The sequence below is a fragment of the Kitasatospora sp. NPDC058444 genome, from assembly GCF_042721415.1.
In the GTDB taxonomy this organism is placed as follows: domain Bacteria; phylum Actinomycetota; class Actinomycetes; order Streptomycetales; family Streptomycetaceae; genus Kitasatospora.
Map to the genome: position 1 here is coordinate 32,535 of NZ_JBHXLL010000019.1, position 20,670 is coordinate 53,204.

Sequence of the window (20,670 nt, forward strand, 5' to 3'; positions counted from 1 at the left end):
TCGGCGGGTCGGCGGGTCAGCCGGTGGCCGCGGTGGGCTCGTGGTGTTCGGCGGCGGCGCACTCGTCGAGGAGGGGGCGCATGGCCTCGTCCACGAGCCGGTAGCGCACCACCCGTCCGTCCCGGTCGCCGGTGACCACGCCCGCCGTGCGGAGCAGCCGCAGGGCCTGGGAGACGGCGGGGTCGCGCATGCCGGTGGCGACCGCGAGGTCGGAGACGGCGAGCGGGCCGGCCCGGTGGAGGGCGAGCAGCAGGGCGAGCCGGCCGGGGTCGGCGAGCAGGGAGAACCGCTCGGCCCAGGACCGGACGTGGGCCGGGTCGCCGATCGCGGCGATGGCCTCGCAGACCCGGTGTCCGTCGATGGTGCGGTGGCCCGCGCGGTCGGCCGGTACGAGATGCATGGGGGCATTCTCGCAGGCGGCGGCCTGTGATCCTGGACACCTGCGCAGGTGCGCAGCCTTGCACGGGTCGGGGCGCGGCCCCTACGGTGTTCCCCGCCGTGGTGCTCGGGAAGACCGGTGACGGACCCTCAGGGGTCCCAGCCCGGAGCGGCCCTCGCCACTGTGATCGGGTCGTTCCTTCGTCCGCGGAGGAGCGTCGTCCGTACCCATCGAGCCACTGGGCGCCTCCCGCGCCTGGGAAGGCGGGTGCGGGCGTCCCGTAAGCCAGGAGACCGGCCACGGCATCTCACGAGGTTTTCCACGAGGTGCTGGAGCGTGATCCGCAGATGACCCTGCCCGAAACCGTTGCCGCCGGGGCGAAGCCGGCCCCCTCCGTGCTGCCCAGCTTCAAGTGGCGGCGCGAGGACACCGTCCGAACGGCCGGGCTGATGGCCGTGATCGTGGCCATGCACGTGGTGGCCTTCGGCACGCTGATCTTCCTGGTCGCACCCGAGAAGTACGCGGTCGGTACCCAGGTCTTCGGGGTGGGCCTGGGTATCACCGCGTACACCCTCGGCATGCGGCACGCCTTCGACGCCGACCACATCGCGGTGATCGACAACACCACCCGCAAGCTGATGGCGGACGGCAAGCGGCCGGTCTCGGTGGGCTTCTGGTTCGCCCTCGGGCATTCCTCGATGGTGGTGCTGATGGCCGCCCTGGTGGCGGGCGGGGCCCAGCTGGCGAACACGCTGATGGACGACGAGTCGGCCACCCACAAGTGGCTCGGCGTGATCGGGACGACCACCTCCGGCGTGTTCCTCTACCTGATCGGCGCGCTCAACCTGGCCGCGCTGCTCGGCATCGTCAAGGTGTTCCGTTCGATGCGGGCCGGGCAGTTCGACGAGAAGGAGCTGGAGACGCACCTCGACTCGCGCGGCTTCATGGCCCGGGTGCTGAACCGGGCGACCCGTTCGATCACCCGGCCGGGGCAGATGTTCCCGGTGGGCATGGTGCTGGGCCTGGGCTTCGACACCGCGACCGAGGTCACCCTGATGGTGATGGCCGGCTCGGGCGCGGCCTCCGGGCTGCCCTGGTACGCGATCGCCTGCCTGCCGCTGCTGTTCGCGGCCGGGATGAGCCTGTTCGACACCCTGGACGGGACGTTCATGAACTTCGCGTACCAGTGGGCCTTCGCCAACCCGGTGCGCAAGGTGTACTACAACCTGACCATCACCGGGCTGTCGATCGCGGTGGCCTTCGTCATCGGCACCATCGAGCTGGTCGGGGTGCTGCACGAGAAGCTCGATCTGACCGACCCGGTCAGCGGGTTCATCGCCGACATCTCGCTGGACAACGTCGGCTACGCCATCGCCGGGCTGTTCGTGGTGGTCTGGGCGGTGGCGATCGGCTACTGGAAGCTCGCCCGGGTCGAGCAGCGCTGGACGCCGGACCAGCAGGCCTGAGCACGCGCGACGCGCCGAACGGCGCCTCCCCGGGGTTCGGGGAGGCGCCGTCGTCCGTTCTCCGGGACTCCGCGGAGGAGTCCTCCCGGGTCGGGGTTCAGCGCTCCTCACGGAAGTCGACGTGCCGGCCGGCGGCCGGGTCGTACTTGCGCAGGACCAGCCGGTCCGGGTCGTTGCGGCGGTTCTTGCGGGTCACGTACGTGGAGCCGGTGCCGGCGGTGGAGCGGAGCTTGATCACCGGGCGAAGTTCGCTGCGGGCCATCGGGCGTCCTCCTGGGGGCTGGGGGCTGGGGGCTGGGGGCTGGGGGCTGGGGTGTCGGGCTGGGGCCGGGGTGTCGGGCCTCGGCGTCGGATCGAGGCCGTACACCGAAACGGATGTCGTTTCCATCTGGCGCCACCCGCTCCAACGCGGGCCCGGTCCGGCCCATTCCCGGACTGCGGGGCGGCGGGGCGGCGAGGGCGGCGGACGGCGCGGTCGCGCAGGGGGGCGCGCAAGGGGTATTGGGGGTTCTGCCGGGGGTGCTCGGCGGGCGCTTCGGGCCGGGGGTTCGTAGGCTCGACGCATGGCGGATGCGTACGCGGGGCGGCGGGAGCGGGTGAGGGAGCACTGCAGTGCGGCCGGGGCCGATGCGGCGCTGATCACCCGTGCGGCGAACGTGCGGTACCTGACGGGCTGCGCGCCCTGCGGGGCCAGCCTGCTGCTGACCAGAGAGCGGGCGCTGCTCGCGCTGCCGGACGACCTGCCGCCGGACGACACCGGGGAGCACCTGATCGCCCCGGACGTCGCCCGGCTGCCGGTGCCGGCGGGGTCGGACACCGCGCTGGCCGCCGCGGTCGTCGCCGCGCGGTCCGGGGTGGCGGGCCTGGCGGTGGAGGAGCACGACCTGACCGTCAGCCGGCACCGGGCGGTGGGGGGCCTGACCGAGGGGGCCCGGCTGGTGGACCTCGGCCAGACGGTCGAGCGGCTGCGGGTGATCAAGGACGAGCACGAGATCGCCGACCTGCGGATCGCGGCCGAGATCGCCGACCAGGCGCTGGGCGAGCTGCTGGAGTCGATCCTGGTCGGCCGCACCGAACGGCACCTGGCGATGGAGCTGGAGCGCCGGATGATCGACCACGGCGCCGACCGGGCGGCCTTCCCGGTCTCGGTCGGCACCGGCAGCCACTCCGGCCAGCCCGCCCACCAGCCGACCGACCGCCGGGTGGAGGAGGGCGACTTCCTGACCGTGGTGATGGGCGCCCAGTACCGTGGCTACGGCGTCTCCACCGCCCGCACCTTCGTGATCGGCGCCGCCCCCGCGCCCTGGCAGGTGGAGCTGCACCGGCTCGTCTTCCGGGCCCAGCGGGCCGGGCGGGAGGCGCTCGGACCGGGCGTGGAGCAGTGCGTACCCGACCGGGCCGCCCGGCAGGTCCTGGAGGCGGCGGGCCACACCGAGGCCTCCCCGCACCCGGTGGGTCACGGCATCGGGCTGGAGATCCGGGAGGCCCCGCGCCTCGGTCCGTCGGACATGGGTAAACTGGACAGCCGCGTACCGGTCACCGTCGGTCCGGGGGTCCACCTCCCGGGCAAGGGCGGCGTCCGGATCGAGGACACGCTCGTCGTGCGCCCCCTCGAAGAGGGCGGGCCCGAGCTGCTCACCATCACCACCAAGGAGCTCCTCGCCCTGTGACCGCGGCCCCCCGAGGGCCGTGGGCGGCAGGACGCAACCCCTTGGTTCCTTGACAGCTATACAGGAGTTAGTGCGCCCGTGGCTTCCACGAACGATCTCAAGAACGGCATGGTCCTCAAGCTGGAGGGCGGCAAGCTCTGGTCCGTCGTCGAGTTCCAGCACGTCAAGCCCGGCAAGGGCCCGGCCTTCGTGCGTACCAAGCTCAAGGAGGTCCTGACGGGCAAGGTCGTCGACAAGACCTTCAACGCCGGCACCAAGGTCGAGACCGCCAACGTCGACAAGCGCGGCATGCAGTTCTCGTACAAGGACGGCGAGAACTTCGTGTTCATGGACATGGACACCTACGACCAGCTGACCGTCGAGCCGGCCGTCGTCGGCGACGCCGCCAAGTACCTGCTGGAGGGCTTCGAGGCCCTGGTCGCCACCAACGAGGGCGCCGTCCTGTACATCGAGCTCCCGGCCGCCGTCGAGCTGACCATCGCCCACACCGAGCCGGGCGTCCAGGGCGACCGCTCCACCGGTGGGTCCAAGCCGGCCACCCTGGAGACCGGCGCCGAGATCGCCGTCCCGCTCTTCGTCACCACCGGTGAGAAGGTCAAGGTCGACACCCGCGACGGCAGCTACCTCGGCCGGGTGAAGTAAGTCCGTGTCGGCCGCACGCAGCAAGGCCCGTACCCGGGCCTTCCAGATCCTCTTCGAGGCCGACCACCGCGGGGTCGACCCGCAGCAGGTCCTCGCCGACTGGGTGGCCCGCGCCCGCGAGCCCAAGCCCGACGAGGGCACCCCGCAGGTCGGTGAGTACACCATGGAGCTCATCGAGGGGTACGTCCAGCACGCTCGTCGCATCGACGACCTGATCGAGCAGTACGCCGTGGGCTGGACGCTCGACCGGATGCCGATCGTGGACCGCAACGTCCTGCGGCTCGGTGCGTACGAGCTGATCTGGGAGGACGGCGTCCCGGACGCCGTCGTCCTGGACGAGGCCGTCGAGATCGCCAAGGAGTTCTCCACGGACGACTCCCCGGCCTTCGTCAACGGCATGCTCGCCCGTTTCCTGGAGCTGAAGCCGAGCATCCGCCGGTAGTCAGGTCGACCTCGCGGACGGCCGCCGGACCCGAACAGGTGTCCGGCGGCCGTTTCGCGTTTCACCCGATCGGCGTAGGGTGTGGACCTACTCGCCAGTAACTTGGCGTCCGGAACCACGCCTGAAGGGCAGGCCCCCACATGACCACGGCGATCCGCAGCGAGTTCGACCAGGGCATCGCCCTGACCAGGCACCCCGAGGAGGCCGGCCGCTACGAGGCCGAGCTCGGCGCCGGCTGGCAGATCGGCGGCGGGGTGAACGGGGGACTGCTGCTCGCCGTCGCCGGACACGCGCTGTCGCTGGAGCACGGCACCCACCCGGACCCGATCTCGATCAGTGGTTACTACCTGTCCGCCTCCACCCCCGGCCCGGCCACCGTCCGCACCGAGGTGCTGCGCACCGGCCGCGGCCTGTCCACCGGCACCGCCTCGCTCAGCCAGGACGGCGTCGAGCGGCTGCGGGTGGTGGCCAGCCACGGCGACCTCGCCACCGCCGACGGCGAGGTGCGCACCAGCGCGCGGCCCCCGCAGCTGCCGCCGCCGGACCAGTGCATCGGCGTCGAGCACGCGCCCAGGGAGCTGATCACCCAGGCCGCCCTGCTGGAGCGGTTCGACCTGCGGCTGGACCCGGCCACCGTCGGCTGGGCGCTCGGGCAGCCCTCCGGCAACGGGCGGATCCAGGGCTGGTTCCGGCTCGCCGACGGCCGGGAGCCCGACCCGCTGCTGCTCCTGCTGGTCGCCGACGCGCTGCCGCCGGTCACCTTCGACCTCGGGCTGCCGGGCTGGGCGCCCACCATCGAGCTGACCGTCCACCTGCGGGCCAGGCCCGTGCCCGGCTGGCTGCGGGTCACCCACGCCACCCGCAACCTGGCCGGCGGCTACTTCGAGGAGGACGCGGAGGTCTGGGACGAGTCCGGCCGCCTGGTCGCCCAGTCCCGCCAGCTGGCGCGGGCACCCCGGCCGGCCCCGGCGGCCTGATCCGCCGCCCCCGTATTACCGGTGGTTACATTCCTGTGACACGCCGTACGTGTGCGGCGCGCGCGGATGGGGAGAAAGACGGTCAGCGGCATGCCTGCCGCCGACCGTCCACCCCTGAAGCCAGGAGCCACCGATGAGTCAAAAGGGTCGCGCCCGCCGTAACTCCGACTGCACCGCCGGCGGCTCGCGGCCCGCGGTACGGGCGTCGCACCGGCCTCGGCGGCCCGAGGGCGCCGAGCAGGCCTTCGTCATCGGGGTGCTCACCAACGCCGCGGACTTCGCCCGGGCCCGGGCCTGGGGGATCTCCGACGCCCCCGACCACGAGCGCTACCTGGCCGACACCGCCGAGCTGCTGGCCGAGGCGCTGGAGCGGTTCGACAGCGTCCGCGCCCGGATGTTCCACCCGCAGGACTTCGAGGAGTTCTGCGTGCTGCACGGGCTGGACCCGGCCGAGCCCGCCGCCCGCGACCGCTACCTGGTCAACCCGGCCCTGCAGACCCAGCTGCTGGCCTATCAGGGCGAGGAGCTGGCCGGGGACTTCGTGCCCCGCCTGGTGCGCGCCCGGGAGAACGGGCTGACGCTCTGCCACGCCGACCTGCTGCTCGACGGGGGCCTGTACGGGGGCGCGGCCGCGCCCGACGAGGAGCACGCCGCCTGGGTGCGCGCCGCCTACCAGCGCGGGGGCGAGGTGTTCCGGCGGATGCTGGTCGGCGCGGGCGCCGGCGTGTACGAGCTGCGCCTGCGGGTGGACGCGCCCGGCGGGCAGCTGACCGCCGCGGCGCGGGTGCTCCAGTGGGAGGACGGCGTGGTCCGGATCAACGACGAGGACCTGGAGCTGGTCTGTGCGGTGCTCTGCACCGGGCTGGCCCTGGAGCTGCCGGGCGTCGCGGTGCTGCACGGCTCGCAGGGCTCGGCCGCCTCCTGCGGGGAGTACCTCCAGGCCTCCTGGGCCTGGTCGACCGGCGGGCAGGAGTGGGCCCCGGCGGACCGGCCGGTCCGGCTGGACGGAGTGTCGGCGCGGCCCGGCTACAGCCTGGGCACGGTCTGCTGACGCGTCGGCCGCGCCGCCGCGGTGCCCCTACACCGCGGCGCGGCCCCCGGTCCGGGGAGCCGCGCCGTGACGTTTCTGCTTGCCGACACGGGCTGAAGCTCGTGCCGGGTCGTGCCTGGATCCGCTGGCGGGAGCCGGTGCGGCGAGCCTCAGCTCGCGTCCTCCTCGCGCACCGCGCGGCGCGCGTCGGGGTTCAGCACGCCCCAGGAGATCAGCTGCTCGGTGAGGATCGACGGCGACTGGTCGTAGATGACGGCCAGGGTGCGCAGGTCGTCCTGGCGGATCGACAGCACCTTTCCGTTGTAGTCACCGCGCTGGCTCTGGATGGTCGCCGCGTAGCGCTGCAGCGGGCCGGCCTTCTCGGACGGGACCTGGGTCAGTCTCTCCAGGTCGAGGACCAGGCGCGGCGGCGGCTCGGCCGCACCGCCGGGCGTACCGCCGGGCAGCAGCTCCTGCACCGGGACGCCGTAGAACTCCGCCAGTTCGGCCAGCCGCTGCACGGTGACCGCACGGTCACCGCGCTCGTACGAGCCGACGACGACTGCCTTCCAGCGCCCCTGGGACTTCTCCTCGACACCGTGCAGGGAGAGACCCTGCTGAGTGCGGATCGCTCGGAGCTTGCCTCCGAGTTGCTTCGCGTAGTCGCTGGACATTGATCTCCCCGGACGAGATTGCTTCGCGTTCAGTGGTGGGTCACGGGCGATTGCCGACGCCGTTACCGGTGGGTCTGACGTCCGTCTCGTAACTCACTGTGAGGTTACGTAGAGTAAGGTAGTTGCGTCAAGCCGAATGGGGCAGTCGTGCGAATGGCCCGCATCGCCGACACGTCCGGAGTGTTAACCCCCGGAAGCGGAATGATGGCCGTCTGTTTGCGATCCGGCGCGCTGCTAGGATGGCTCGAAGCCCGCGCCCGGTCGGCGGGGGCCATCCCAGACATCCTTTAAGACCCGTCCCGTGAGGCGGGGAAGGAGGTCCGCTTCGGCATGACCACACACCATGAACCGACGCCCCGGCCACCGCACCAGGTGCTCGACGGCACGGACATCACCCGGGTCGTCACCCGGATAGCGCACGAGATCGTCGAGCGCGCCAAGGGCGCGGAGGACGTCGTGCTGCTCGGCATCCACACCAGGGGTGTCCACCTCGCCCGCCGCCTGCACGGCCGGCTGGCCCAGATCACCGGGCGCGAGATCCCGCTCGGCACCCTGGACATCACCATGTACCGGGACGACCTGCGGCTGAAGCCCGCCCGCGCCCTGGAACACACCGAGATCCCGCCCGGCGGCATCGAAGGCAAGCTCGTCATCCTCGTCGACGACGTGCTCTTCTCCGGCCGGACCATCCGCGCCGCGCTCGACGCGCTGAACGACATCGGCCGCCCGCGCGCCGTCCAGCTGGCCGTCCTGGTCGACCGCGGCCACCGCGAGCTGCCGATCCGCGCCGACTACGTCGGCAAGAACCTCCCCACCTCGCTGCGCGAGGCCGTGCAGGTGCGCCTGTCCGACAGCGACGGCGTGGACGCCGTCCTGGTCGGCGACCGCGACTACGCCGCCCGCAGCTCGCAGGCCCTGGCCCCCCGGCCTTCCGAACCGCACCTCCCGGAGTAACCCGCGTGAAGCGCCACCTCGTCTCCGCCGCCGATCTCAGCCGCGACGACGCGCTGCTGATCCTGGACACCGCCGAGGAGCTGGCCCAGCTCTCCGGTCGGGCCGTCAAGAAGCTGCCCACGCTGCGCGGCCGCACCGTCGTCAACCTCTTCTTCGAGGACTCCACCCGGACGAAGACCTCCTTCGAGGTCGCCGAGAAGCGCCTCTCGGCCGACGTCATCAACTTCTCCGCCAAGGGCTCCTCGGTCTCCAAGGGCGAGAGCCTCAAGGACACCGCGCTGACCCTCCAGGCGATGGGCGCCGACGCGGTGGTCATCCGCCACCACGCCTCCGGCGCGCCGGCCCGGCTGGCCCAGTCCGACTGGCTGCACGGCAGCGTGATCAACGCCGGTGACGGCACCCACGAGCACCCCACCCAGGCGCTGCTCGACGCCTTCACCATGCGCCGCCACCTCAACCCCGGCAGCGGCCACGACCTGGCCGGCCGCCGGGTGACCATCGTCGGCGACGTGCTGCACAGCCGGGTCGCCCGCTCCAACGTCCACCTGCTGAACACCCTCGGCGCGCAGGTCACCTTCGTCGCCCCGCCCACGCTGCTGCCGATCGGGGTCGAGAACTGGCCCTGCGAGATCAGCTACGACCTGGACGCCGTGCTGCCCAAGACGGACGCGCTGATGATGCTGCGGGTGCAGCGCGAGCGGATGAACGCCGCGTTCTTCCCGACCGAGCGCGAGTACAGCCGCCGCTACGGCATGAACGGCCGCCGGATGGCCCAGCTGCCCGACCACGCGATCGTGATGCACCCCGGCCCGATGGTCCGCGGCATGGAGATCACCGCCGAGGTCGCCGACTCGCCGCGCTGCACGGCCGTCGAGCAGGTCGCCAACGGCGTCTCCGTCCGGATGGCCGTCCTGTACCTGCTGCTCGGCGGAGCCACCATCGCCGACACCGCCCGCACCGACTCCGTGGAGACCTCCCAGTGACCAGCTACCTGATCCGCAACGCCAAGATCCTGGGCGGCGCCCCGCAGGACCTCCACCTCGCCGACGGCGTGATCAAGGAGATCGGCACCGGCCTGACGGTCGAGGCGGACATCGAGATCGACGCCACCGGGCTGATCGCCCTGCCCGGCCTGGTCGACCTCCACACCCACCTGCGCGAGCCCGGCCGCGAGGACGCCGAGACCGTGCTCACCGGCACCCGGGCCGCCGCGATGGGCGGCTTCACCGCCGTGCACGCGATGGCCAACACCACCCCGGTGGCCGACACCGCCGGCGTGGTCGAGCAGGTCTGGCGGCTCGGCCAGGAGGCCGGCTACTGCGACGTGCAGCCGGTCGGCGCCGTCACCGTCGGCCTGGAGGGCAAGAAGCTCGCCGAGCTCGGCGCGATGCACGAGTCCGCCGCGGGCGTCCGGGTCTTCTCCGACGACGGCAAGTGCGTGGACGACGCGGTGCTGATGCGCCGCGCCCTGGAGTACGTCAAGGCCTTCGACGGCGTCGTCGCCCAGCACGCCCAGGAGCCGCGGCTGACCGAGGGCGCCCAGATGAACGAGGGCCAGGTCTCCGGCGAGCTCGGGCTCGGCGGCTGGCCGGCCGTCGCCGAGGAGTCGATCATCGCCCGCGACGTGCTGCTCGCCGCGCACGTCGGCTCCCGGCTGCACGTCTGCCACCTCTCCACGGCCGGTTCGGTCGAGATCGTCCGCTGGGCCAAGTCCAAGGGCTGGGACGTCACCGCCGAGGTGACCCCGCACCACCTGCTGCTCACCGACGAGATGGTCCGCACCTACGACCCGGTGTACAAGGTGAACCCGCCGCTGCGCACCGCCGAGGACGTCCGGGCGCTGCGCGCCGCGCTGGCCGACGGCACCATCGACGCCGTCGCCACCGACCACGCGCCGCACCCGGACGAGGACAAGGACTGCGAGTGGGCCGTGGCCGCGATGGGCATGGTCGGCCTGGAGACCGCGCTGTCGGTCGTGCAGCAGACCATGGTCGACACCGGCCTGCTGAACTGGGAGGCCGTCGCGGACCGGATGTCCCACCGCCCGGCCCGGATCGGCCGTCTCGCCGGCCACGGCCGGCCGATCTCGGTGGGTGAGCCGGCCAACCTGGTGCTGTTCGATCCCGCGTACCGTGGTGTCGTGAACCCGGACAGCTTCGCCACCCGCAGCCGCAACACCCCCTACAAGGGCCTGGACCTGCCCGGACGGGTGCACGCAACCTTCCTGCGCGGGCGCGCCACCGTGCTGGCCGGCGAGCTCGCCGAGCAGGACGGCGCCGAGTGATGGTCCCCGCCACGCTCGCCCAGGAGCAGGCGAAGGTCACCGACTGGCCCGGCTACATCGGCTGGTCCGTCGGTCTGCTGATCGTGATCGGCCTCGTCTACTGGCTGATGCGCCAGGGCTGGAACTGGCGGCGCACCCTGCAGTCCGGCATCCCGCCGCTGCCGGCCGTGCCGACCCGCGCCGGACGCACCATCCTGGAGACCAGCGGCCGGTACCACGGCACGACCACCGCCGGGAACTGGCTCGACCGGGTCGTCGCCCACGGCCTGGGCACCCGCAGCCGCGCCGACCTCACCCTCGGCGAGGACGGCCTGCTGGTGCGGCGCCCCGGTGACGTCGACTTCTGGATCCCGGCCGAGCACCTGACCGGTGCCCGCACGGACTCCGGGATCGCCGGCAAGGTCGTCCCCTCCGGGCTGCTCGTCGTCAGCTGGACGCTCCCCCAGCCTTCGGCCGGGGGGACCCCCATGGGCACCGTTCAACTGGACTCCGGCTTCCGGGCCGACCACCCCGATGAGCACGCCGCCTGGGTCGAGGCGGTCGCTCAGCTCGCAACACGTACGAAGACGAAGACGGAAGAGGCCGCGCAATGACCGCACCTGCCCCCACCACGCAGCGCCAACGGCGGGAACGAGTGCCTGCCGTGCTCGTCCTGGAGGACGGCCGGACCTTCCGCGGACAGGCCTACGGCGCCATCGGCGAGACCTTCGGCGAGGCGGTCTTCAACACCGGCATGTCCGGCTACCAGGAGACCCTCACCGACCCGTCGTACCACCGCCAGGTGGTCGTGATGACCGCCCCGCAGATCGGCAACACCGGCTGGAACGACGAGGACGACGAGTCCCAGCAGATCTGGGTCGCCGGCTACGTGGTGCGCGACCCCGCCCGGGTCGCCTCCAACTGGCGCTCGCTGCGCCCGCTCGACGAGGAGCTCGTCAACCAGGGCGTCGTCGGCATCAGCGGCATCGACACCCGCGCGCTGACCCGCCACCTGCGCGAGCGCGGCGCGATGCGCTGCGGCATCTTCTCCGGCGAGGCGCTGGCCGACCAGGCCACCCTGCTCGCCCGGGTGCAGCAGTCGCCCGAGATGAAGGGCGCCGACCTGTGCGCCGAGGTCGCCACCACCGAGGCCTACGTGGTGCCCGCGATCGGCGAGAAGCGGTTCACCGTCGCCGCGCTGGACCTCGGCATCAAGGCGATGACCCCGCAGCGGATGGCCGAGCGCGGCATCGAGGTGCACGTGCTCCCCGCCAACTCCACCCTGGAGGACGTCTACGCCGTCAACCCGGACGGCGTCTTCTTCTCCAACGGCCCGGGCGACCCGGCCACCGCCGACCACCAGGTCGCCGTGGCGCAGGGCGTGCTGGAGCGCAAGACCCCGTTCTTCGGGATCTGCTTCGGCAACCAGATCCTCGGCCGCGCCCTGGGCTTCGGCACCTACAAGCTCAAGTACGGCCACCGCGGCATCAACCAGCCGGTGCAGGACCGCACCACCGGCAAGGTCGAGGTGACCGCCCACAACCACGGCTTCGCCGTGAACGCCCCGCTGGACAAGGTGAGCGACACCGCCTACGGGCGGGTCGAGGTCTCCCACGTCTGCCTCAACGACGACGTGGTCGAGGGCCTGCAGGCACTCGACGTCCCCGCCTTCAGCGTGCAGTACCACCCCGAAGCGGCCGCCGGTCCCCACGACGCCGCGTACCTGTTCGACCGCTTCGTGAAGCTCATGGAGGGCCAGCGTGCCTAAGCGCACTGACATCAAGTCCGTCCTGGTGATCGGCTCCGGCCCGATCGTGATCGGCCAGGCCGCCGAGTTCGACTACTCGGGTACGCAGGCCTGCCGGGTCCTGAAGGCCGAGGGCCTGCGGGTCGTGCTGGTCAACTCCAACCCGGCCACGATCATGACCGACCCGGAGATCGCCGACGCCACCTACGTCGAGCCGATCACCCCGGAGTTCGTCGAGAAGATCATCGCCAAGGAGCGCCCCGACGCGCTGCTGCCGACCCTGGGCGGCCAGACCGCGCTCAACACCGCGATCTCGCTGCACGCGGCGGGCACGCTGGAGAAGTACGGCGTCGAACTGATCGGCGCCGACGTCGAGGCGATCAACAAGGGCGAGGACCGCGAGCTCTTCAAGGGCGTCGTCGAGGCCGTCAACGCCAAGATCGGCCACGGCGAGTCCGCCCGCTCGGTCATCTGCCACACCATGGACGAGGTGCTGGCCGGCGTCGACACCCTCGGCGGCTACCCGGTCGTCGTGCGCCCCTCCTTCACCATGGGCGGCGCCGGCTCCGGCTTCGCCCACAACGAGGAGGACCTGCGCCGCATCGCCGGCCAGGGCCTGACCCTCTCGCCGACCACCGAGGTGCTCCTGGAGGAGTCCATCCTCGGCTGGAAGGAGTACGAGCTGGAGCTGATGCGCGACAAGCACGACAACGTCGTGGTCGTCTGCTCCATCGAGAACTTCGACCCGATGGGCGTGCACACCGGTGACTCGATCACCGTCGCCCCGGCGATGACCCTCACCGACCGCGAGTACCAGATCCTGCGCGACATCGGCATCGCCGTCATCCGCGAGGTCGGCGTCGACACCGGCGGCTGCAACATCCAGTTCGCCGTCAACCCCGACGACGGCCGGGTCATCGTCATCGAGATGAACCCGCGCGTCTCCCGCTCCTCGGCGCTCGCCTCCAAGGCCACCGGCTTCCCGATCGCCAAGATCGCCGCCAAGCTGGCCGTCGGCTACACCCTGGACGAGATCCCCAACGACATCACCGAGCAGACCCCGGCCTCCTTCGAGCCGACCCTCGACTACGTCGTCGTCAAGGTCCCGCGGTTCGCGTTCGAGAAGTTCCCGAGCGCCGACGCCACCCTGACCACCACCATGAAGTCCGTCGGCGAGGCCATGGCCATGGGCCGCAACTTCCCCGAGGCGCTCCAGAAGGCGCTGCGCTCGCTGGAGAAGAAGGGCTCCCAGTTCTCCTGGAGCGGCCCCGTCGGCGACAAGGCGGAGCTGCTGGCCAAGGCGGTCGTGCCGACCGACGGCCGGATCAACACCGTGATGGAGGCCATCCGGGCCGGCGCCACCCCGGAGGAGGTCTTCGAGTACACCAAGATCGACCCGTGGTTCGTCGACCAGCTCTTCCTGCTCGACGAGATCGCCGGCGAGCTGGCCGAGGCCGCCGAGCTCACCCCCGAGCTGCTGCGCCATGCCAAGCGGCACGGCTTCTCCGACCAGCAGATCGGCGAGATCCGCGGCCTGAAGCCGGACGTGGTCCGCGAGGTGCGCCACGCCCTCGGCATCCGCCCGGTGTTCAAGACCGTCGACACCTGCGCCGCCGAGTTCGCCGCCAAGACCCCGTACTTCTACTCGTCCTACGACGAGGAGAACGAGGTCGCGCCGCGCACCAAGCCCGCCGTGATCATCCTGGGCTCCGGCCCGAACCGCATCGGCCAGGGCATCGAGTTCGACTACTCCTGCGTGCACGCCTCCTTCGCGCTCGCCGAGGCCGGGTACGAGACCGTCATGGTCAACTGCAACCCGGAGACCGTCTCCACCGACTACGACACCTCCGACCGGCTCTACTTCGAGCCGCTCACCCTGGAGGACGTGCTGGAGATCGTCCACGCCGAGCAGCAGGCCGGCCCGCTCGCCGGTGTGATCGTCCAGCTCGGCGGCCAGACCCCGCTGGGCCTGGCCCAGGCGCTCAAGGACAACGGCGTGCCGATCGTCGGCACCCAGCCCGAGGCGATCGACCTCGCCGAGGAGCGCGGCGCCTTCGGCCGCGTCCTGCGCGAGGCCGGCCTGCCGGCCCCCAAGCACGGCACCGCGTTCTCCTTCGAGGAGGCCAAGGCGATCGCCGACGAGATCGGCTACCCGGTCCTCGCCCGCCCGTCCTACGTGCTCGGCGGCCGCGGCATGGAGATCGTCTACGACGAGGCCTCGCTCGCCTCCTACCTGGAGCGGCACGCCGGTCTGATCTCCGAGCACCCGGTGCTCATCGACCGCTTCCTGGACGACGCGGTGGAGATCGACGTCGACGCGCTCTACGACGGCACCGAGCTCTACCTCGGCGGCGTCATGGAGCACATCGAGGAGGCCGGCATCCACTCCGGCGACTCCGCCTGCGCGCTGCCCCCGATCACCCTCGGCGGCTTCGACATCAAGCGCCTGCGCACCTCCACCGAGGCCATCGCGCGCGGTGTCGGCGTCCGCGGCCTGATCAACATCCAGTTCGCCATGGCCGGGGACATCCTCTACGTGCTGGAGGCCAACCCCCGCGCCTCCCGGACCGTCCCGTTCACCTCCAAGGCGACCGCCGTGCCGCTGGCCAAGGCCGCCGCCCGGATCTCGCTCGGCGCCACCATCGCCGAGCTGCGCGCCGAGGGCCTGCTCCCGGCCGAGGGCGACGGCGGCACCCTGCCCGCCGACGCGCCGATCGCGGTCAAGGAGGCCGTGATGCCGTGGAGCCGCTTCCGCGACATCCACGGCCGCGGGGTGGACACCGTGCTCGGCCCGGAGATGCGCTCGACCGGTGAGGTCATGGGCATCGACAGGGTCTTCGGCACCGCCTACGCGAAGGCGCAGTCCGGTGCGTACGGCGCGCTGCCGACCAAGGGCAAGGTCTTCGTCTCGGTGGCCAACCGGGACAAGCGCAACCTGGTCTTCCCGGCCCGCGCGCTGGTCAACCTCGGCTTCGAGGTGCTCGCCACCGCCGGCACCGCCGAGGTGCTCCAGCGCGGCGGCATCCCGTCCACGCTGGTGCGCAAGCACAGCGAGGGCGAGGGCCCGAACGGCGAGAAGACCATCGTCCAGCTGATCCACGACGGTGAGGTCGACCTCATCATCAACACGCCGTACGGCACCGGCGGCCGCCTCGACGGCTACGAGATCCGCACCGCGGCCGTGGCCCGCGCGGTGCCCTGCCTGACCACCGTCCAGGCGATGGGCGCGGCCGTCCAGGGCATGGACGCGCTGCTGCGCGACGAGGTCGGGGTGATGTCGCTCCAGGAGCACGCCGAGCTGATCAACGCCGGCCGCAAGTAGCACCACCGCAGTGGGGGGCACCGGAGCCGGATTGGTGCCCCCCACTCGTGTGCCCGAATCCGTTCTCCGCTCCGGGAGTTGAACCCCCCTTGTACAAGCTTCTGTTCGACCTGGTCTTCAAGAAGATGGACCCCGAGAAGGCCCACCACCTGGCCTTCTTCTGGATCCGCCTCGGCTCCTCGGTGCCCGGCCTGCGCACCCTGGTGCGGCTGGTGCTCGCCCCGCGCGACCGGGCCCTGCGCACCCGCGCCCTCGGCCTGGACCTGCCCGGCCCGTTCGGCCTGGCCGCCGGCTTCGACAAGAACGGCGTCGGCATCGACGGCCTGTCGATGCTCGGCTTCGACTACGTCGAGATCGGCACCATCACCGGCGAGCCCCAGCCCGGCAACCCGGCGCCCCGGCTGTTCCGCCTGGTCGAGGACCGCGCGCTGATCAACCGGATGGGCTTCAACAACCAGGGCTCGGCCCGGGTCGCCGCCCGGCTGGCCGCCCGCCCGCACACCAGCTCCACCCCGGTGATCGGCGTCAACATCGGCAAGACCAAGGTGGTCGAGGAGGCCGACGCCGTCGCCGACTACGTGAAGTCCACCGAGCGGCTGGCCAGGTACGCCGACTACCTGGTGGTCAACGTCAGCTCGCCGAACACCCCCGGGCTGCGCAACCTCCAGGCCGTGGACCACCTGCGACCGCTGCTCGCCGCCGTCCGCGAGGCCGCCGACCGCACCACCGCCCACCACGTGCCGCTGCTGGTCAAGATCGCCCCCGACCTGGCCGACGAGGACGTCGACGCGGTCGCCGACCTCGCCCTGGAGCTGGGCCTGGACGGCATCATCGCCACCAACACCACGATCGGCCGCGAGGGCCTGCGCACCGACGCCGCGCGGGTCGAGGAGATCGGCATGGGCGGCCTGTCCGGCGCCCCGCTCAAGGCCCGCGCCCTGGAGGTGCTCCAGCGGTTGCGCGCCCGCACCGGGGGCCGGCTGACCCTGGTCTCGGTCGGCGGCATCGAGACCGCCGAGGACGCCTGGCAGCGGATCGTCCACGGCGCCGACCTGGTCCAGGGCTACAGCGCCTTCATCTACGAGGGCCCGTTCTGGTGCCGGCGGATCCACAAGGGCCTGTCCGCCAAGGTCCGCGCGGGCGGCTTCCGCAGCCTGGCCGACGCCGTCGGCAGCGCCGTGCGCAGCTCCTGAACCCCCTCCCACCCCTCCGGAAAGAGACGACATGACCCTCGCCCCGTTCGGCGCCCGGCTGCGCCAGGCCCTCGACACCCGCGGCCAGCTCTGCGTCGGCATCGACCCGCACGCCTCCCTGCTCGCCGCCTGGGGGCTCGGCGACGACCTCGCCGGGCTGGAGACCTTCAGCCGCACCGTGGTCGAGGCGCTGGCCGACCGGGTGGCCGTGCTCAAGCCGCAGGCCGCCTTCTTCGAGCGCTTCGGCAGCAAGGGCGTCGCGGTGCTGGAGAAGACCGTCGAGGAGGCCCGGGCGGCCGGCGCGCTGGTCCTGATGGACGCCAAGCGCGGTGACATCGGCTCCACCATGGCCGCGTACGCCGAGGCCTTCCTGTCGCCGGGCAGCCCGCTGTTCTCGGACGCGGTGACGGTCAGCCCGTACCTCGGCTTCGGCTCGCTGCGCCCGGCCCTGGACCTGGCCCGGGAGCAGGGCTGCGGCGTGTTCGCGCTGGCGCTCACCTCCAACCCGGAGGGGGCCGAGGTGCAGCGCGCGGTGGGCGCGGACGGCGAGCCGGTCGCGGCCTCGGTGCTGCGGCAGCTGGCGGCCGAGAACGAGGGCGCCGCGCCGCTCGGCTCCTTCGGCGCGGTGGTCGGCGCGACGCTGGCCGACGCGGGCGTGGAGCTGGCCATCAACGGCCCGCTGCTGGCCCCCGGCATCGGCGCCCAGGGCGCGACCATGGCGGACCTGCCGCGGGTGTTCGGCGCCTCGGTGATCAACGTGGTGCCGAGCGTCAGCCGGGACGTGCTCAAGCACGGTCCCTCGGTGCCGGCCCTGCGGGAGGCCGCGGAGCGCTTCGTCGGCGAGTTCGCGGACGCCGTCAAGTAGCGGAACCCGTCCTTCAGGTAGCCGTGCGGTGACCCTGCGGAGTGTCCGCAGGACCGCGCGGTGACCGCGGAGTCGACGTGAGCGCGGTCACATCCGCACCGCCAAAGTCTCGCAATCGCGGTCATTTTGCCCTGGAAAGTCCTGGTCGGCCTTGGCTGACCAGGACTTTTCGTGTTCTTTTCCTGACGCGGCGCCGCAATCCGGGTAGTGTCCGGCGATAGGTCATCGGCGAGCCGCGGTTTTCGTGGCTCCCCGCAGGTCAGGGCCTTGTGGTTCCCCTTGCGCACGGTGTCCTCGGTACCGAACCAGTCCTAGCTCAATCCATCCATCCACACCCTGAGGTGAACGGCGTGGCCCTTCCGCCCCTTACCCCTGAACAGCGCACCGCCGCGCTCGCCAAGGCCGCCGAGGCTCGCCGGGAGCGCGCCGAGGTCAAGAACCGGCTCAAGCACTCCGGCGCCTCCCTGCACGAGGTGATCAAGGCCGGAAAGGCCGACAACGACGTCATCGGCAAGATGAAGGTCTCGGCCCTGCTGGAGTCCCTTCCGGGCGTCGGCAAGGTCCGTGCCAAGCAGATCATGGAGCGCCTCGGCATCAGCGAGAGCCGGCGTGTCCGCGGCCTCGGTACGAACCAGATCGCTTCCCTGGAGCGGGAGTTCGGCGGTGGCGCCGCCTGACCGTGCCCCCGTGGTCCCAGGATCCCCCGCGATCCGGGATAATCGGTGCATGAGTGAGCGTCCGCGGCTGACCGTGCTCTCCGGCCCTTCGGGGGTCGGCAAGAGCACGGTCGTCGCTCATATGAGGAAGATGCACCCCGAGGTCTGGCTCTCGGTGTCGGCGACGACCCGCCACCCGAGGCCGGGCGAGAAGAACGGGGTCCAGTACCACTTCGTCGACAACGACGAGTTCGACAAGCTGGTCGCCAACGGCGAGCTGCTGGAGTGGGCCGAGTTCGCCGGGAACCGCTACGGGACCCCGCGGGCGGCCGTGCAGGAGAAGCTGGAGCGCGGCGAGCCGGTGCTCCTGGAGATCGACCTCCAGGGCGCCCGGCAGGTGCGCGAGTCGATGCCCGAGGCGCAGCTGGTCTTCCTGGCCCCGCCGAGCTGGGACGAGCTGGTCCGTCGGCTGACCGGCCGGGGCACCGAATCGCAGGACGTGATCGAGAAGCGGCTGGAGGCGGCCAAGATCGAGCTCGCCGCCGAGCCCGAGTTCGACACGACCCTTGTCAACACCTCCGTCGAGCAGGTAGCGGCCGAACTGCTAGCCTTGCTCGGTGTAGCCTGACCTGTCTGTCTTTTCCACCCTTTCGGAAGGTTTTAGCGTGTCCTCTTCCATGACCGCGCCCGAGGGCATCATCAACCCGCCGATCGACGAGCTGCTCGAGGCCACCGACTCCAAGTACAGCCTCGTGATCTACGCCGCCAAGCGCGCGCGCCAGATCAACGCGTACTACTCCCAGCTCGGCGAGGGCCTGCTGGAGTACGTCGGCCCGCTGGTCGACACCCACGTGCACGAGAAGCCGCTGTCGATCGCGCTGCGCGAGATCAACGCGGGCATGCTGACTGCCGAGGCGATCGAGGCTGCCTGAGGCGGTCGCTGAATTTCCGGGAGGGCCCGGCGGAATCGTTTCCGCCGGGCCCTTCGGCGTCTCCTCACGTGCTCTCCTCGCAGGTCTTCCTCACGTGCCTTCCGCACGTGGTGGGGCACCGTGCGGGTGGCGGCTGAGGGGCCGTAGGGTGGGCGGGTTCCCGATGTGGAGAGAGGCCGGTAGATGACTCTGAGTGCGGACGCCCCCCGCGTGGTCCTCGGCGTGAGCGGCGGGATCGCCGCGTACAAGGCGTGCGAGCTGCTGCGCCGCTTCACCGAGTCCGGCCACCAGGTCACCGTGGTGCCGACCGCCGCCGCGCTGCACTTCGTCGGCGAGGCGACCTGGGCGGCGCTCTCCGGGCGCCCGGCCGCCACCGAGACCTGGGAGCGCGTGCACGAGGTGCCGCACGTGCGGATCGGGCAGCAGGCCGACCTGGTGGTGGTCGCCCCGGCCACCGCCGACCTGATCGCCAAGGCCGCCCACGGCCTCGCCGACGACCTGCTGACCAACACCCTGCTCACCGCCCGCTGTCCGGTCGTGGTGGCGCCCGCCATGCACACCGAGATGTGGGAGCACCCGGCCACCCGGGACAACGTGGCCACGCTGCGCCGCCGGGGCGTGATCGTGCTGGAGCCGGCCGTCGGGCGGCTGACCGGCAAGGACACCGGGAAGGGCCGGCTGCCCGAGCCGTCGGCGGTCTTCGACGCCTGCCGGGCCGTGCTGCGCCGCGGCGGGGCGGTGCCGACCGACCTGGCGGGCCGGCACGTGGTGGTCTCGGCCGGCGGCACCCGGGAGCCGCTGGACCCGGTGCGCTACCTGGGCAACCGCTCCTCCGGCAAGCAGGGCTACGCGCTCGCGGTGACGGCCGCGGCGCGCGGGGCCAGGGTGACGTTGCTCTCGGCCAATGCCGAGCTGCCGGATCCGGCCGGGGTGGACGTGGTGCACGTCTCGACCGCGCTGGAGCTGCGCGAGGCGGCGCTGAAGGCGGTCCGGGACGCGGACGCCGTGGTGATGGCCGCGGCGGTGGCGGACTTCCGGCCCGCCGAGTACGCGACGGGCAAGATCAAGAAGGTCGAGGGGACCGAGCCGTCGCCCGTCGCCCTCGTCCGCAATCCGGACATCCTGGCCGAGCTGTCGGCCCACCGGGCCCGTTCGGGTCAACTCGTGGTGGGTTTCGCGGCGGAGACCGACGACGTGCTCGCCAACGGTCGGGCCAAGCTCGCCCGCAAGGGCTGTGACCTGCTCGTCGTGAACGAGGTGGGCAACGGCAAGGCCTTCGGTACGGACGTCAACGAGGCCGTGGTGCTGGGTTCGGACGGCAGCGAGACGGCCGTTCCGGTGGGTCCGAAGGAGGCGCTCGCGGACGTGGTCTGGGATCTGGTCTCAAAGCGGCTGGAAACGGGCGGCAACTGATCGGAACCGCTCGCATGGCGGTCGAGAAATCCCGAAGCGGGTGAC

General features: G+C 71.8%; 21 protein-coding genes and 1 riboswitch. Of the genes, 18 read left to right on the forward strand and 3 right to left on the reverse strand.

From position 1 onward, the window contains the following. Window positions 1–16 precede the first annotated feature (16 nt). Complete coding sequence (locus tag ACFWP2_RS20780; protein ID WP_380453370.1) at window positions 17–400, reverse strand: ArsR/SmtB family transcription factor; 384 nt, start codon at window positions 398–400, stop codon at window positions 17–19. An 82-nt stretch (window positions 401–482) separates the two neighbouring features. After that, a riboswitch (cobalamin riboswitch) is annotated at window positions 483–696 on the forward strand. 30 nt (window positions 697–726) lie between these two features. On the opposite strand from ACFWP2_RS20780, the gene ACFWP2_RS20785 reads away from it, so the two are divergent. Beyond that, window positions 727–1,845 (forward strand): HoxN/HupN/NixA family nickel/cobalt transporter, encoded by a 1,119-nt coding sequence (locus tag ACFWP2_RS20785; protein WP_380453372.1) that lies wholly within the window; start codon window positions 727–729, stop codon window positions 1,843–1,845. 97 nt (window positions 1,846–1,942) lie between these two features. Here the strand turns inward: ACFWP2_RS20785 and rpmG are convergent, their stop codons facing one another. Beyond that, complete coding sequence (rpmG, locus tag ACFWP2_RS20790) at window positions 1,943–2,107, reverse strand: 50S ribosomal protein L33 (protein WP_380453374.1); 165 nt, start codon at window positions 2,105–2,107, stop codon at window positions 1,943–1,945. 301 nt (window positions 2,108–2,408) lie between these two features. On the opposite strand from rpmG, the gene ACFWP2_RS20795 reads away from it, so the two are divergent. From ACFWP2_RS20795 to ACFWP2_RS20815, 5 genes are all read left to right on the forward strand, one after another. Continuing rightward, window positions 2,409–3,515 carry a M24 family metallopeptidase gene (locus ACFWP2_RS20795; RefSeq protein WP_380453376.1) on the forward strand — a complete coding sequence of 369 codons (1,107 nt, stop codon included), beginning with the start codon at window positions 2,409–2,411 and terminating at the stop codon, window positions 3,513–3,515. Between the two features lie 78 nt (window positions 3,516–3,593). Beyond that, the gene (gene efp, locus ACFWP2_RS20800; protein ID WP_380453378.1) at window positions 3,594–4,157 is read left to right on the forward strand and encodes an elongation factor P; all 564 of its coding nucleotides are present in this window, start codon (window positions 3,594–3,596) and stop codon (window positions 4,155–4,157) included. A 4-nt stretch (window positions 4,158–4,161) separates the two neighbouring features. Continuing rightward, window positions 4,162–4,599, forward strand: a complete 438-nt coding sequence (gene nusB / locus ACFWP2_RS20805) for a transcription antitermination factor NusB (RefSeq protein ID WP_030290257.1) — start codon at window positions 4,162–4,164, stop codon at window positions 4,597–4,599. Window positions 4,600–4,739: 140 nt separating this feature from the next. After that, a complete protein-coding gene (locus ACFWP2_RS20810; RefSeq protein WP_380453381.1) occupies window positions 4,740–5,576 on the forward strand; it encodes a thioesterase family protein in 837 nt (278 codons plus the stop codon). A gap of 133 nt (window positions 5,577–5,709) precedes the next feature. Continuing rightward, window positions 5,710–6,627, forward strand: a complete 918-nt coding sequence (locus tag ACFWP2_RS20815) for a hypothetical protein (protein WP_380453383.1) — start codon at window positions 5,710–5,712, stop codon at window positions 6,625–6,627. A 149-nt stretch (window positions 6,628–6,776) separates the two neighbouring features. On the opposite strand, the gene ACFWP2_RS20820 is transcribed toward ACFWP2_RS20815, so the two are convergent. Continuing rightward, a complete protein-coding gene (locus ACFWP2_RS20820; protein WP_030056198.1) occupies window positions 6,777–7,280 on the reverse strand; it encodes a transcriptional regulator in 504 nt (167 codons plus the stop codon). Window positions 7,281–7,610: 330 nt separating this feature from the next. On the opposite strand from ACFWP2_RS20820, the gene pyrR reads away from it, so the two are divergent. The 12 genes from pyrR (at window position 7,611) to coaBC (ending at window position 20,625) form a co-directional block, all read left to right on the forward strand. Next, entirely contained in the window at window positions 7,611–8,234 is a 624-nt protein-coding gene (gene pyrR, locus ACFWP2_RS20825; RefSeq protein ID WP_380453385.1) for a bifunctional pyr operon transcriptional regulator/uracil phosphoribosyltransferase PyrR, read from the forward strand. A 5-nt stretch (window positions 8,235–8,239) separates the two neighbouring features. Further along, window positions 8,240–9,217, forward strand: a complete 978-nt coding sequence (locus tag ACFWP2_RS20830; RefSeq protein ID WP_380453387.1) for an aspartate carbamoyltransferase catalytic subunit — start codon at window positions 8,240–8,242, stop codon at window positions 9,215–9,217. After that, window positions 9,214–10,518 carry a dihydroorotase gene (locus tag ACFWP2_RS20835; RefSeq protein ID WP_380453389.1) on the forward strand — a complete coding sequence of 435 codons (1,305 nt, stop codon included), beginning with the start codon at window positions 9,214–9,216 and terminating at the stop codon, window positions 10,516–10,518. The genes ACFWP2_RS20830 and ACFWP2_RS20835 overlap by 4 nt, the downstream gene beginning before the upstream one ends. After that, the gene (locus ACFWP2_RS20840; protein ID WP_380453627.1) at window positions 10,518–11,111 is read left to right on the forward strand and encodes a hypothetical protein; all 594 of its coding nucleotides are present in this window, start codon (window positions 10,518–10,520) and stop codon (window positions 11,109–11,111) included. Before ACFWP2_RS20835 ends, ACFWP2_RS20840 begins: the two co-directional genes overlap by 1 nt. Beyond that, the gene (gene carA / locus ACFWP2_RS20845) at window positions 11,108–12,265 is read left to right on the forward strand and encodes a glutamine-hydrolyzing carbamoyl-phosphate synthase small subunit (RefSeq protein WP_380453391.1); all 1,158 of its coding nucleotides are present in this window, start codon (window positions 11,108–11,110) and stop codon (window positions 12,263–12,265) included. The genes ACFWP2_RS20840 and carA overlap by 4 nt, the downstream gene beginning before the upstream one ends. Then, on the forward strand, window positions 12,258–15,566 hold the full coding sequence (carB, locus tag ACFWP2_RS20850) for a carbamoyl-phosphate synthase large subunit (RefSeq protein ID WP_380453393.1): 3,309 nt from the start codon (window positions 12,258–12,260) through the stop codon (window positions 15,564–15,566). The genes carA and carB overlap by 8 nt, the downstream gene beginning before the upstream one ends. 89 nt (window positions 15,567–15,655) lie before the next feature. Continuing rightward, window positions 15,656–16,759: a quinone-dependent dihydroorotate dehydrogenase gene (locus ACFWP2_RS20855; RefSeq protein WP_380453395.1), complete on the forward strand. Its 1,104-nt coding sequence runs from the start codon at window positions 15,656–15,658 to the stop codon at window positions 16,757–16,759. Between the two features lie 31 nt (window positions 16,760–16,790). Continuing rightward, window positions 16,791–17,624: an orotidine-5'-phosphate decarboxylase gene (gene pyrF / locus ACFWP2_RS20860; protein ID WP_380453397.1), complete on the forward strand. Its 834-nt coding sequence runs from the start codon at window positions 16,791–16,793 to the stop codon at window positions 17,622–17,624. A 350-nt stretch (window positions 17,625–17,974) separates the two neighbouring features. Then, a complete protein-coding gene (gene mihF / locus ACFWP2_RS20865) occupies window positions 17,975–18,301 on the forward strand; it encodes an integration host factor, actinobacterial type (RefSeq protein ID WP_030056187.1) in 327 nt (108 codons plus the stop codon). A gap of 49 nt (window positions 18,302–18,350) precedes the next feature. Continuing rightward, entirely contained in the window at window positions 18,351–18,908 is a 558-nt protein-coding gene (gmk, locus tag ACFWP2_RS20870) for a guanylate kinase (protein WP_380453399.1), read from the forward strand. Between the two features lie 37 nt (window positions 18,909–18,945). Continuing rightward, window positions 18,946–19,212: a DNA-directed RNA polymerase subunit omega gene (gene rpoZ, locus ACFWP2_RS20875; protein WP_030240625.1), complete on the forward strand. Its 267-nt coding sequence runs from the start codon at window positions 18,946–18,948 to the stop codon at window positions 19,210–19,212. Between the two features lie 183 nt (window positions 19,213–19,395). Then, entirely contained in the window at window positions 19,396–20,625 is a 1,230-nt protein-coding gene (coaBC, locus tag ACFWP2_RS20880) for a bifunctional phosphopantothenoylcysteine decarboxylase/phosphopantothenate--cysteine ligase CoaBC (protein ID WP_380453401.1), read from the forward strand. The last annotated feature ends 45 nt before the right edge of the window (window positions 20,626–20,670 follow it).